Consider the following 12,177-nt stretch of genomic DNA (forward strand, 5'->3'; position numbering starts at 1 on the left):
TTTTTTGAAAGAGAAGTGTTACAATCTATTTAGAAGATGTTCTAATTACTTCATTCTGCTCTGTTTAATTAGTCACTGAGCAATTTTTTATAAAAGCTATTTAGAAAAAATTCTAAATTTCTCTACTCAAAAGGAGGAAAAATGAAGAAAGCAAGAAACTCAATCCTACTAACCGTAGTAGGTCTAGTGACGGGTCTATCCATTTGGCTGGCTGTTTTTTCCTGGGTGCTCTATAAAAATAAGGACGACCTGCAAAAAATATCCAATCAAAAACATTTTTAAATACAAAATAGGCAATCTAGTTTTTCTAGACTAGATTTTTTAATCCAGAGTATTTAGAAACAAATCGAAATACCTAAGAAGGATTAGATTGCTTCGTTTCGTACTCTTTATTTAGAAAATTTTCTAAATAGATAGATAAAGGAGAAAAGATGAAAAGAGGATTATTTTTATTGCTTATAGGCTTGCTCACGGTTTTATCCGTCTGCTGGGCAATCCCGTCTTGGATCGTTTTCAAAAATAGACGAAAATTGGAAGGAAAAATTAAATGTTGAAAGAAATTTTACGGAAATACCGCGCTTCTTATCTGGGTGCGACTATCTTTAGCATTGGAGCAACGATTTTTATCACTTTGTTTTCTTTGCAGCTGGGAGTTGTTGTGGACAGTGCGCAGAAGGATCATTCTAACTTGCTTGGACAATTCTTTATCTGCCTTTTTTGCACTTGTGCTTGGTCTCTTTGCAGCTTGCTGGCTATTTGGTTCAAGAACAATCATAATAAGCAAGTCTTGGAAGAAGTCAAAACGAGGCTTTTCCATTCTTTTTATGACAAGAATTTGCATGACAAGGCTTCCGAGCAGGAAAATAGCTATCTCAACACAACGACCAAGAATATGGATATTTACCAAGAGAATTACTTGACCCCGCGCTGTGATATTGTGGCTGCCTTTTCTTCAGTTTTTATCAGTACACTGGCTATTTTTTGGATTGAATGGCGCATGGCTCTGGGCTTTATTCTCATTTCTTTTTTGACCATGGCTGCGTCACAAATTCCAGGGATATTGATGCGCAAGGCGACAGCGAATTTCACTCAGAAAAGCAATTACTTTTTGAAGCAAGTCACCAATTTTTTGGAAGGCTTTGAGCAAATCAAACTTTTGCAAATCCAAAAAAGGGTGGTTGAGCACCTGTCTAGCAGCAACAGCGACTTTGAGCAAGCCAGAAAAAGCTATAATGCGGCTAAGGAGGGCGCTGTGACTCTAATGATGTTCTTTAGCTTTCTGTCTCAGATATTTTGTATGTCTCTGGGGATTTGGTTTGTCAGCCAAGGGTCTCTGACCATTGGGGCTTTGATTGCCAGTGTTCAGCTTTTGAACTTTGTCTTCACTCCTTTGCAGCTTTTTATCAATAACAAAAATCTCATGAGCACGGTCAAGGATATTGAGAATGATTTTGATGCTAAGTTGGCTAAGAAAGAAGCGGAGCCCGCTCAAAATCTGACCGAAACGATTGATCGGATTGATTTTGAACATCTCGGTCTGGAGTTGGGCGACAAGGCTCTCTTTCAGGATTTTTCTTATCAGTTTGCCAAGGACAAGCACTATGCTATTATCGGCGAGTCTGGTCGGGGCAAGTCGACCTTGATGAAGCTCTTGCTCAATTATTTTGATAGCAAGGACTACGCTGGTCAAATCATGGTCAATAGTCAAGCGGTCAGCCAGCTAGCAAGCGACAGTCTCTATCAGAAAATCGCCTTTATCCAAAAGAATGACTTTTTTATCGAGGGAAGTGTGGCGGACAATATCGCGCTATACAGAGATATAAATGCACCTGACCAAACTTTCTTGTACCAAAGTATGCATTTTAATGAGGCTTTCTTGAGCAAGAAGCTGGATTTGGAGCGGCAGGAAGTTTCCTATGGTGAAAAGCAGCGGATTGATTTGGCGCGTTTCTTGGTTAAGGATTATGATGTGCTGATTTTTGATGAGCCGACCAGTAATCTTGACCCGAGCTTGGCGGCGGAAGTCATGGACTATATCTTGTCCATCAAGGACCGCATTGTTATCGTTATTACTCATAATCAAGGCAGGGCACTCTTAGACCGCTTTGATGACTGTCTGGAATTATAAAAGGAGGAAAGAAAATGAAATTAAAATGGAAAGAATTAGTGGCAAGCCTTATCGCTATTTGGCTACCGCTTATCTACGCTTTGTCAATCTATGCAGACCTACCTCAGCTAATCAGAGGGAATTTGCCCTATAGCGGTCTAGGCATGCCCAAGCAAATCTTTATCTGGTTTTTGCCAGTTCTCTTGAGTGTAATTCAACTGATTGTTTGCTACACGACGACTATTAAGGAGATTATCGACAAGCAATTTGTCCATTTCCTTTACTGGCTGGTTCCCTTTATCAATGCCGTAGTTTATATCAGCGTTCTTCTTTATGCGCTCAATCCGGCTTTTCCGATATTTAAGGTCAATGGGATTATGGTGGCAATCAGCCTTAATGCTGTCAGCTACTTTCTCACGAGAAAAATAGTGGCAGACCAAGAGCCGGCTCCACGCGTTTTAGCTTATATCTTCAGTGGCATCAGCTCAATCCTTTTTCTGGTCAGCCTCTTCCTCTTTTAAAATAGCAATCTGATAGGAAAGGAGAAAATCATGTTTCATATTTTTACTTTTGTTAAAATGCTTTTATTCTTTATCTTTGGCTGGATCTGGCTCCTTCTCGGTCTACTCAGTTTACTCTTTCTTTTTCTTTTTTAAGTGAAGGAAATATAGAAAATTAGGAAAGGAGAAAATCATGTTTCATATTTTTACTTTTGTTAAAATGCTTTTATTCTTTATCTTTGGCTGGATCTGGCTCCTTCTCGGTCTACTCAGTTTACTCTTTCTTTTTCCTTTTTAAGTGAAGAAAATATAGAAAATAATGATTGGAGATCATCATGAAAACATCATTTTTGAAAAGCGCTGTGGCGCTGGTAACGTGTGGCTTGCTCGCTTTTGGAGCAGCGCAGGTTCGAGCTGACCAGCAAAAGTTGCCGTCGGGCACGCCTTATGACCAAATCGGTCAGAAAATTGAAAATTTCCACAAGGAACACGAAAAAACCAGCGCGGGACTGGCGGCAGCAGTCTTTGATAAGGACGGCCAAACCATTTACCAAAAGAACTTTGGCTATATGGACAAGGAAAAGAAGCTGGCTGTGGACGACAACTCGGTTTTTGAGTGGGGCTCTGCCACCAAATTGACCGTCTGGCTCAGCGTCATGCAGCTCTGGGAAGAAGGAAAAATTGACCTAAAAACAGATATAAAAGAGTATTTGCCCAAGGATTTCCTGAAACACCTCAAATACGACAAGCCCATTACCATGCTGGATCTGATGAACCACCAAGCGGGTTTTGATGAAACGCCGCTGAACACAGGAACAGGCAAGAGCTTGGAAGAATTACTAAAAAGCCAGCCCGCTCAAACTTATGAGCCAGGGACGGTGACATCCTATTCCAATTACAGTACAGCTCTAGCAGGCTATATCGTGGAGCGCATCAGCGGACAGGACTTTGCGGATTATGTCCACGAGCATATTTTCCAGCCTTTGGGCATGAACCATACCGCTCTCTTACCTGATTTGTCGGACAATACCTATGTCCGAGACAAGCGGCTGGGTGAGAAAACCTATGATACAAACGGAAGTTTATATCTAGATAAATTGCTTCCCGCGGATATTTATCCAGCGGGGCAGGCGACAGGGACTTTTGCCGATTTCAAGCGGTTCGCGCAAGCTCTTTTGAGAAAGGAAAAGCTCTTTAAGCGCCCAGAAACCTGGAATGAACTGTATCAGACAACTTCTACATTCTCAGATAAAGCAGTCGCTAAGAATGCCCACGGCTTTTGGGTGACAGAGTATGAGATAGGCTCTATTTTAGGGCACGGCGGTCATTCTTTTGCCGGTTTTTCCACCCTGATTTCGCTAGATTTCAAATCGGGTATTGGCATGGTTACTATGGTAAATCAGAGAGAAGAAGCCACCTATTCTTTTGGTCTACCCGATTTGGTCTTTGGTAAGAAAAAGCAAGCCCCTAGCCAGTCTCAAAAAGACTTTCAGGAGGGCATGTATCGAACTTCTCGCTCCATTCAGCAAGGCCCGACCTCTATTTCGCGCCTTGCCCCCGCTTATACCTTTTATGTGAAAGATGTGATAAAAGACGGTCATTTATTAGTCAGCAACTATTGGCTTTTGCAACAGCGCCAAGGCCGAACAGAAGTTGAAACAACCTATAATAATTTAGAAAAGCTCTCGCTTTGGGAGGTGATAAAGGATTATGGCTCTGTCGCTCTGCTGGGACTGGCATCGGTTTATGCCGTACTTGTTCTTCTGTTAGCTGCTTTGAGCAAGATATATCGCTCACTTTTTGGAAAAGAAAGCAAAAGACCGACTCCAAGAAGTTGGAAAATTTGGCATTATGGCACTTGCGGACTGATTTTGGTTAGCCTAGTCAATCTAGCAGGTCTCGTCATCGTTGCCGTTTCGGGCAAGTACATGCCCGATTATCGCTGGCAAGCCATTCTCTTTGCCCTGCTTGCACTGATTTTCTTAGTCAATGCTGGGTTGCCAATCTTTCTGCGTTCAAAATTCCAAGTGAGCAAGGGTCGAAAAATCTTGACCTACTTGACCAGCAGCGCTTCACTTATCGTCGTTCTCAATATCCTTTATTGGAGCCTTTACCAGTGGTGGGCTTTATAAATAACAGAAAGGAGCATTTCACATGCAGACTTCCATTTCAACTTCAACTATTAAAAAATTTCTCATCTGGGCTTATGGCATAGGTTGGTTTCTTATGATCTTCTTATGTTATTTCTCTCAGCAAAAACAAAACGTCATAGCCTCGGTCTTCTCTATTTCCGCTATGTTTGCGCCGAGTATCGCGGCTCTTATTTCCAAAGCTCCCATTAAAGAGGCCGGTTGGCGACCTAATCTGAGCAAAAAGTGGAAGTCCTATGCTGCAGTCTGGCTCTGGATTGCCTTTTATGCTATCTTTGGTGCGGTAGTTTATTTTAGCATTTTTCCCCAGCACTTTTCACTAGCCTTTAGCCTGCTTGCTAAAAGCATTGGAACTAGCAATCCAGCTCTAGTTCAATCCACGGTTTGGCAGTATGTCTTTAATTTTCTAACGTGGATAAATTTACTTTGTATCATTCCAGCTTTAGGTGAAGAGTTAGGCTGGCGGGGTGTGCTTTATCCTTATCTTAAGGAGCGCTACGGTCGGACGAAGGGTCGCTTTATCGGTGGTCTGATTTGGGCTTCGTGGCATTTACCTATGTTACTGTTTGCGGACAAATTATCACTAGACACCATTCTCTATATCTTTTCTTACTATATTATGGCGATTACTATGGGCTTCTTGTTAGATATTTATTATGTAAAAAGCAAAACCATTTGGTTGCCTGCTTTTGGTCACTCCACTATTGATACACTTGGCCCCCTGACTTCTTTGTTGGTCGCAGGAAATGTCAAACCTCTTGCCTATCTCGGGCCTGGAGCCAATGGGCTATTTGTAGGCTTACTAGCCATTGTAGTGGTTACTTGGCTAACCAAGCGGGAGGCGAAAGAAAACTAGAATTGAAAAAAGAAAGGAGCATTTTATATGCAAAACACAATTTCAACTTCAACCATTAAAAGGTTTCTAGCTTGGGCGTTTGGGCTCGCTTGGCCAGGTATGCTAGCCATAGCTTACTTTTATGCGAACAATCAGAAACTTGTCGGTAACATTTTATCCGCAAGTGTGGTAATGTTCGCCCCTATGGTGGCTGCTTTTTTGGCTAAAGCTCCTGTCAAGTCTATCGGCTGGAAATTGAAGCTCGCCAGTAAATGGCGCGATTACCTAGCCTGCTGGTTCGCCATTTGTAGCATTATACTTGGCGGCGCACTTGTCTATTTTGCTGTCTTTCCGCAGCATTTGGCTTTTGCCCTGAACCCACAAGTCGCTCTTCAAATTTTAATGATTCTTACGGTCTTAACTCTAGCCATCAGTCTTTCTGGCTTGGGCGAGGAAGTTGGCTGGCGGGGTATTCTCTATCCTTATTTGAAAGAGCGCTACGGACGGACTAAGGGACGCATCATTGGTGGTCTCATCTGGGCTATTTGGCATTTTCCTGTCAATATGATTGGAGCAGGGACGCTGGGTGAGCGTTTCTTAAATTTAATTCCCTATTATATCATGGCTATTTCTTTTGGGATTATCCTTGATATTTACTATGTACGTAGCAAAACCATTTGGCTGCCAGCCTTTGGACATGGGGTCATTGATGCCGTTGCCATGATAACTACCGTTTTCACTGTTAGTGGGGTAGAAACGTTTAAATTCCTTGGTCCTGGTCCAACTGGACTTTTTAGCGCTCTCATTGCTCTTGTCATTGCCGTTTGGCTGACCAAGCGCGAAGAGAGAGAAAGTCAGCAGGGGATTTCTTAATATTTTTTAGGTGATTTTTCTACCACTTACTAGCGCAATCTAACCACTTACCAAAAAGAGATTGATTTGGTGTACTTCTTTTGTTAGGATAAGGGTGTAGGGGAAAATACACCTTAAGGAGGTCACACATGACACATACTTATCAAAAGACAGCCCATCGCTCTAGTCTGGAAATCTTGCAAGAAGAAGCAGGGGCAAAAAATTGGTGGCTGAGCCTGCCGCTGGCTTTTCTTGCGATTGCTGCGGGAAGCCTCATCAGCGGAGCTTTGTCCCAATGGCTCTTGCTGCCGAGCATGACGGACGCCAATCGCTTACTGATAGGCATCGTTTCTTTATCCGTCTTTTTAGGTAGCAGTTTACTCATCATTCTCTTCGTCGCTAAATTTTGGGAGCGGCGCAGCCTTGCCAGTTTTGGACTTTGGAAGGAAAAATTAGGGTTCAATCTGCTGCTTGGTACAGCACTGGGTTTCTTCTTAGTCCTTCTGGCTGTGGGCTTCAATCTGCTCGGCGGACAGCTCCACATTCAAGTCGAAAAGCAGTTCAATCTAGGAATTTGGCTCTTTTTCCTGGTCAATTTCTTCTTTCAGGCGCTGGCTGAAGAGATGATTTACCGCGGCTTTGTCATGAACAAACTCCGCACCAAGCTGGACTTGCTACCGGCTGTCCTGCTCAACTCCCTACTCTTTGCGGTTATCCACATTTTTAAAGGTGGAACGCCCGTCCTTTATATCCTCAATGTCTTTCTGACCGGGATTTTCCTTTCCCTCCTTTTTGCACTGACGGACAATCTCTGGCTGGTCATAGCGCTGCATGCGGCTAATAACATGATTTATCTAGGTGTCTTTGGAGTGATTGGGACGGGCAACAATCTCCAGCACGGTAGTTTCTTACAGACGACTTTGACCAGTCAAGCCAACAGTTTCTTAGCAGGAACGCCAAGCGAACCTCTATCAGGCGGGCTGATAGCAGTCATCGTTATGGCGCTGGCTGCTCTTCTCACCGCCTATCTAGCCAAGAAAAAGCAAGTGTTTAGCTAAGCCCTCCTTGTCTTTTATCCTCAAAAACAGTATAATGGAGAAAAGAATTTGAAAGTTCTCTAAATAGTTTTAGGAGGATTGCTGGCAGAAAATCTTGTCCGTTTGAGTAGCGCCTTGCTTACATTTGTAGGAGCCATGACTTATCTAGAGCTAGTTGCTTTGTTTGTCCTTAGCTAGAAATCAATTTTAAGAGGTATCAAAATTGGGAATTAGTGAAACCATGAAAGCCCTAGCTGATCCAGTTCGGCGGGAAATATTAGAAATATTAAAAAAAGGTCCTAAGTCGGCTGGTGAAATCGCTCAAGTCTTCGATTTGACGGGAGCGACGGTATCCTACCATTTGTCCCAGTTGAAAAAAGCGGGGCTCATCTATGAAGAACGGCAGAAAAATTACATTTACTACCATTTAGATGCTACGGTTTTTGAGGAAATTTTGGTCTGGATTGCCGCGCTAGGAGGGAAAAATAATGAAAACGAAACTGAGAAATAACCTTAGGGAATTGCTGCTGACTTTCTTGGTTATTTGGCTGCCACTTGCTTATGCCTTATGGATTTATCCTAGTTTGCCAGAGAATATTAGGATCAATTTCACGTCGCCGATTAGCCCGACATTTAAGTATGTACCCAAATTTCTCTTTATCTGGGGTCTGCCAATCTTTATGACTTTGGCACAGCTGATTGTTTATGGGGCAACGGCTTACCGAGAAATCACCAAGCCAGCTTTTGCCCGCTTCGTCCTTTGGATTGTTCCCTTGACCCATATCATTGTCTATCTTTCTATTTTGTTCTATGCTCTCGATTCTCACTTCAATGTTAATAAGATTGCCTTGATTTTTTCAGGCTTGATGTTTATGATTTCTGGGAATTATATGCCCAAGAAAGTGGTGGTGGAAGAAAAACCAGCGCCGCGTTGGCTAGCCTACCTCTTTATCCTAGTCGGATTGACAGCCGTACTAGTGGGACTTTTTCTTTTGTAAATCAAGTGAAAACAAAGTGCACAGATTGTGCGCTTTTGTTTAGTCTCATTCTGGCTCTTTGTCAACTGTAGTGGGTTGATGAGAAGTTATAATCTGGAGAGGACTAAATCAGTCCTCTCCTTTTTGATGTTCAAAGCGATAAGGATTCTAGATTTAAAATTGTCAAAGTTCCGAAAACCGAAAGCGTTTCGCTTGATGACTTTGATGAGGTTGTTAGTAGCTTCTAATTTTGCGTTTGAGTAGGGCAGTTCCAGTGCGTTCAGGATCTTATCCTTGTTTTTCAAGAAGGTCTTAAAAACAGTTTGAAAAATAGGATTTACATAAGAAATGGTATCTTCAATGAGTCCAAAGAAATGCTCAGTTTTTTCTCTTGAAAATGAAAAAGCAAGAGTTGGTAGAGTTTATAGTGTTTTCGGAGTTCTTGAGAGCAAGAGAGAAGTTTTTCTAGAATTTCTCCGCTGGTCAAGTGCATGCGAAAAGTTGGACGATAAAAACGTTTATGGCTGAGTTTACGGCTATCCTGTTGAATGAGTTTCCAGTAGTGTTTGAGTGCCCTATATTTGTGCGATTTTTTGCTTGACGATGGTCGCGATTTGGTGGTTTTTCTTGACTAAGGAAGTCTCTGCGACAGCTACTTTCCTACAGACTTTACAGCGGAAACGGCGTTTCTTTAACCGAATTAGGGTTTTGTATCCCGCACACTCTAGGTAAGGTATTTTGGATTCTTTATGGAAGTCATATTTAGCCATTTGTCCTTGGCAGTGAGGGCATTTAGGAGCAGGATAATCCAGTTTAGCGATGATTTCTTTATGAGTTCCAGCATCTAGAACATCCAAGATTATGATGTTAGGGTCTTTTATTCCCAGTAAGTTTGTGATAAAATTGAACTGTTCCATAAGAGTCTTTCTAATGATGGTTTTGTCGCTTTTCATTATAGGTCTTATGGGACTTTTTTTCTACAACAAATAGGCTCCATCATTCCTACAGTGGTTTTACCCACTACAGAAATTATAGAGCTATGAAAATCTGGGCGTATTTTTTTATTGCAGTAGAGCTTGATGAATTTTAGATTGAAATCTATTTAGAAAAAAATCAAAATAGATTTGACAGAAAGAAAGGAAAGGTGTATAATCCATTTAGAAAAAAACCTAAACAGTTCAGGAGAAAAACGATGATTTCCATTCATATCTTGATTGCTATGCTGCTGATTTTAGGGACAGTCCTTGTTCCTTTGGTTTATTTTAAAAAGACCAAGCACATTTCTCTATTAGTCTTTCTTTTAGGGGGGGTCGGCTTTTATCTTTCTAGTCAGGTTCTGGAAAATATTTTGCATCGTATCGTTTTACAGCCTCAGGCTGATGGAACTATCGCTTTGCAGACGGAAAATCCTTGGCTATATGTCCTTTATGGTATTGCTGCGGCAGCTATTTTTGAAGAAACAGCCCGCTGGGTCATCTTTTACTGGTTGCAAAAGAAGCGCCCACTGACCTTTAGGGATGGTATAGCCTATGGCTTGGGGCATGGTGGTATTGAGGCTCTGTTTGTTGGTATTGTCAGTCTCTTAAACTTTTGGGTTATAGCTCAAGTAGTAACTCAGGGGAATGCTCAGACGCTGGCTCAAATTCCTCAAGCAATTATTGACAATGTCCGTTCCATGAACGCTGGCAGCATCTATCTTTTGGCTTTTGAACGGATCTTGGCTATTCTCATTCAAATCCTTCTGACCTTCTGGGTTTGGAAAGCGGTCAAGGAGAAGGCTCCAGTGTATTTTTTAGCCGCTCTGGGACTTCACGCCCTGATTGACTTAGCGCCTGCTCTGGCTCAGGTAGGCGTTCTTCCGCCACTTGCAGTTGAAGCTCTGCTCTTGGTAGAGGTAGTGGCACTAGTCTTTCTGACCAAGAAAATTTTGAAAGTTTACCTGAAAGAAAGGTCTAATCATGGGGATCAGTCAAACGCTTAAAGCTCTAGCTGACCCAGTTCGAAGGGGGATTCTGGAAATGCTCAAGCATGGTCCGAAGTCTGCAGGGGAAATTGCCCAAGCTTTTGAGCTGACTCCTGCGACGGTATCCTACCACCTCTCTCAGCTAAAGAAAGCCGGTCTGCTCATAGAAGAAAAGCAGAAGAACTTTATTTATTACAGCTTAGATGTCACTGTTTTTGAAGAAATTCTTGCCTGGTTTCAATCTCTTGGAGGAGGAAACGAAAATGAAAAAAAATAGTTTACAAGAATTAGGTTGGGCGCTTGGCGTCATGCTCTTGCCAGTTTTATATGCCATCTGGGTCTATCAAACATTACCAGAAAACTTGGCTATTCACTTTGACTTATTTGGAAAAGGAAATGCTTTTTTACCTAAGTTTTTAGTAGTTTCGGCTTTTCCAATTGTCATGATGCTACTAGAAGTTATGATTTACTGGATAACCATTGCCAAAGATATCTTAAATAGAACCTTTAAGCACCTTATTCGCTGGATATTTCCTTTTACCTTTGTTTCGCTGTATCTAGCTACCATTTATCGGGGCTTAAATGAGAGTTTTGATGTGCGTAAAATAGCAACTATGCTAGTTGCTTTGGTTTTCATAATTGTAGGCAATTACTTGCCCAAAAAAGTACAAGCTGATAGAAATGCCATGAATAGAAAATGGGCACACCTCTTTGTTTTGTTAGGATTTCTTACTTTTATAGTCAGCATTTTCTATTTGTAAGCGGATTTATGCTATAATGGTATCAAGTATCAAATAAAAGGGTTATCATGATTACCAAGGAGCATTATCAATTTATCCGGCAGCACCCTGCCTTTGTCAATCTGCCAGTGGAGCTTTTCGATAAATTGGCTGTGGAGATTCAGTATCGCAAGATTCCAAAAGGGCAAATTATCTTTTTTGCAGGAGACCGACGAGAGCGCCTTTTTCTCTTGTCTCAAGGCTATGTTCGGATTGAGCAATATGATTCGACAGACACATTTTCTTATATGGATTATGTCAAGAAAAACAGTGTTTTCCCCTATGGAGGTATGTTTTTTGATGAGTGCTATCATTACACAGCCAGCGCTGTCACCAATGTCGAATATTTCTCCATTCCTATTGATTTATTTGAAGAATATTCTAAGAAGAGTGTGGATCAGCTTTTGTTTATTACCAAGCGGCTGTCGCAAATCCTGGAATTTCAGGAATTGAGATTGCGCAATGTCGTAGCGGCCAGTGCCAGTGAGCGTGTGGTTCAGTCCTTGTCTCTGCTCTGCATGGATTTGTGCAAGGTGGGAGATAGCCTGCCCTTTCCTATCAGCATGAAAGAACTGGCTAAGCTAGGAGCCACGACTCGGGAAACGGTCAATCAAGTTCTGAAAAAACTCTTAGATGAAGGTCGGATTGAATACCAACATAAAAAATTAACTTTTAAAGAAAAAGAGTATTTCATGAAATACCTTGCTGGAAGCTAATCGGTTCTGATTGGCTTCTTTTTTGCTTAATAAATTCAAAATATTCTAATATTAACCGTATATTGATTTTATTTTAAAAAATAAATATTCACAAAAATAATATAATGCATAAAATATTCAAAGAAAACGCTTTAAAGAAGAATATTATAAAAATAAAAATAGAAAAAAGCAAAGGATTTGGCATTTGCAATGTAGACTTTTTCTTGATTCAAGCAGAAGACGGCATACGAGATCGCTCAGTGTCTCGTGGGCTCGGAGATG

13 protein-coding genes and 1 pseudogene are annotated in these 12,177 nt (G+C 41.5%); 13 read left to right on the forward strand and 1 reads right to left on the reverse strand.

Annotation, left to right across the window (positions count from 1 at the left end; translation table 11 throughout):
• Positions 1–141: 141 nt before the first annotated feature.
• From RWX26_RS03240 to RWX26_RS03280, 9 genes are all read left to right on the forward strand, one after another.
• Complete coding sequence (locus tag RWX26_RS03240) at positions 142–282, forward strand: hypothetical protein (protein ID WP_002897970.1); 141 nt, start codon at positions 142–144, stop codon at positions 280–282.
• 265 nt (positions 283–547) lie between these two features.
• The gene (locus tag RWX26_RS03245; protein WP_314579119.1) at positions 548–2,128 is read left to right on the forward strand and encodes an ABC transporter ATP-binding protein; all 1,581 of its coding nucleotides are present in this window, start codon (positions 548–550) and stop codon (positions 2,126–2,128) included.
• Positions 2,129–2,142: 14 nt separating this feature from the next.
• Positions 2,143–2,628 carry a hypothetical protein gene (locus RWX26_RS03250; RefSeq protein WP_268687941.1) on the forward strand — a complete coding sequence of 162 codons (486 nt, stop codon included), beginning with the start codon at positions 2,143–2,145 and terminating at the stop codon, positions 2,626–2,628.
• 314 nt (positions 2,629–2,942) lie between these two features.
• Complete coding sequence (locus RWX26_RS03255; RefSeq protein WP_314579122.1) at positions 2,943–4,739, forward strand: serine hydrolase domain-containing protein; 1,797 nt, start codon at positions 2,943–2,945, stop codon at positions 4,737–4,739.
• A 22-nt stretch (positions 4,740–4,761) separates the two neighbouring features.
• The gene (locus tag RWX26_RS03260) at positions 4,762–5,613 is read left to right on the forward strand and encodes a CPBP family intramembrane glutamic endopeptidase (protein WP_314579124.1); all 852 of its coding nucleotides are present in this window, start codon (positions 4,762–4,764) and stop codon (positions 5,611–5,613) included.
• Positions 5,614–5,640: 27 nt separating this feature from the next.
• The gene (locus RWX26_RS03265; RefSeq protein WP_314579126.1) at positions 5,641–6,465 is read left to right on the forward strand and encodes a CPBP family intramembrane glutamic endopeptidase; all 825 of its coding nucleotides are present in this window, start codon (positions 5,641–5,643) and stop codon (positions 6,463–6,465) included.
• 128 nt (positions 6,466–6,593) lie between these two features.
• The gene (locus tag RWX26_RS03270; protein WP_002897963.1) at positions 6,594–7,502 is read left to right on the forward strand and encodes a CPBP family intramembrane glutamic endopeptidase; all 909 of its coding nucleotides are present in this window, start codon (positions 6,594–6,596) and stop codon (positions 7,500–7,502) included.
• Positions 7,503–7,704: 202 nt separating this feature from the next.
• Positions 7,705–7,992 carry an autorepressor SdpR family transcription factor gene (locus tag RWX26_RS03275; RefSeq protein WP_002897962.1) on the forward strand — a complete coding sequence of 96 codons (288 nt, stop codon included), beginning with the start codon at positions 7,705–7,707 and terminating at the stop codon, positions 7,990–7,992.
• Entirely contained in the window at positions 7,970–8,479 is a 510-nt protein-coding gene (locus tag RWX26_RS03280) for a hypothetical protein (RefSeq protein ID WP_002906985.1), read from the forward strand. Before RWX26_RS03275 ends, RWX26_RS03280 begins: the two co-directional genes overlap by 23 nt.
• A gap of 86 nt (positions 8,480–8,565) precedes the next feature.
• Here RWX26_RS03280 and RWX26_RS03285 read toward each other — a convergent pair.
• Positions 8,566–9,375: pseudogene (locus RWX26_RS03285) on the reverse strand (transposase).
• A gap of 275 nt (positions 9,376–9,650) precedes the next feature.
• Between RWX26_RS03285 and RWX26_RS03290 the strand changes: the two are divergent.
• From RWX26_RS03290 to RWX26_RS03305, 4 genes are read left to right on the forward strand one after another with little or no spacing between them, the layout of a single operon-like run.
• Positions 9,651–10,439 (forward strand): YhfC family glutamic-type intramembrane protease, encoded by a 789-nt coding sequence (locus RWX26_RS03290; protein WP_314579132.1) that lies wholly within the window; start codon positions 9,651–9,653, stop codon positions 10,437–10,439.
• Positions 10,417–10,698, forward strand: coding sequence for an autorepressor SdpR family transcription factor (locus RWX26_RS03295; protein ID WP_002900829.1), 282 nt, complete (start codon positions 10,417–10,419; stop codon positions 10,696–10,698). The genes RWX26_RS03290 and RWX26_RS03295 overlap by 23 nt, the downstream gene beginning before the upstream one ends.
• Positions 10,685–11,182, forward strand: a complete 498-nt coding sequence (locus RWX26_RS03300; RefSeq protein WP_002912019.1) for a DUF1648 domain-containing protein — start codon at positions 10,685–10,687, stop codon at positions 11,180–11,182. The genes RWX26_RS03295 and RWX26_RS03300 overlap by 14 nt, the downstream gene beginning before the upstream one ends.
• Positions 11,183–11,229: 47 nt before the next feature.
• Positions 11,230–11,916 carry a Crp/Fnr family transcriptional regulator gene (locus RWX26_RS03305; protein WP_002912020.1) on the forward strand — a complete coding sequence of 229 codons (687 nt, stop codon included), beginning with the start codon at positions 11,230–11,232 and terminating at the stop codon, positions 11,914–11,916.
• The last annotated feature ends 261 nt before the right edge of the window (positions 11,917–12,177 follow it).

This window comes from uncultured Streptococcus sp. (genome assembly GCF_963536705.1).
Lineage (GTDB): Bacteria > Bacillota > Bacilli > Lactobacillales > Streptococcaceae > Streptococcus.

What these genes read in the sequence shown, in the direction of transcription:
- RWX26_RS03240 (WP_002897970.1), top strand. Translation starts at nt 142, where the DNA reads ATGAAGAAAGCAAGAAACTCAATCCTACTAACCGTAGTAGGTCTAGTG.
- RWX26_RS03245 (WP_314579119.1), top strand. Translation starts at nt 548, where the DNA reads ATGTTGAAAGAAATTTTACGGAAATACCGCGCTTCTTATCTGGGTGCG.
- RWX26_RS03250 (WP_268687941.1), top strand. Translation starts at nt 2,143, where the DNA reads ATGAAATTAAAATGGAAAGAATTAGTGGCAAGCCTTATCGCTATTTGG.
- RWX26_RS03255 (WP_314579122.1), top strand. Translation starts at nt 2,943, where the DNA reads ATGAAAACATCATTTTTGAAAAGCGCTGTGGCGCTGGTAACGTGTGGC.
- RWX26_RS03260 (WP_314579124.1), top strand. Translation starts at nt 4,762, where the DNA reads ATGCAGACTTCCATTTCAACTTCAACTATTAAAAAATTTCTCATCTGG.
- RWX26_RS03265 (WP_314579126.1), top strand. Translation starts at nt 5,641, where the DNA reads ATGCAAAACACAATTTCAACTTCAACCATTAAAAGGTTTCTAGCTTGG.
- RWX26_RS03270 (WP_002897963.1), top strand. Translation starts at nt 6,594, where the DNA reads ATGACACATACTTATCAAAAGACAGCCCATCGCTCTAGTCTGGAAATC.
- RWX26_RS03280 (WP_002906985.1), top strand. Translation starts at nt 7,970, where the DNA reads ATGAAAACGAAACTGAGAAATAACCTTAGGGAATTGCTGCTGACTTTC.
- RWX26_RS03290 (WP_314579132.1), top strand. Translation starts at nt 9,651, where the DNA reads ATGATTTCCATTCATATCTTGATTGCTATGCTGCTGATTTTAGGGACA.
- RWX26_RS03295 (WP_002900829.1), top strand. Translation starts at nt 10,417, where the DNA reads ATGGGGATCAGTCAAACGCTTAAAGCTCTAGCTGACCCAGTTCGAAGG.
- RWX26_RS03300 (WP_002912019.1), top strand. Translation starts at nt 10,685, where the DNA reads ATGAAAAAAAATAGTTTACAAGAATTAGGTTGGGCGCTTGGCGTCATG.
- RWX26_RS03305 (WP_002912020.1), top strand. Translation starts at nt 11,230, where the DNA reads ATGATTACCAAGGAGCATTATCAATTTATCCGGCAGCACCCTGCCTTT.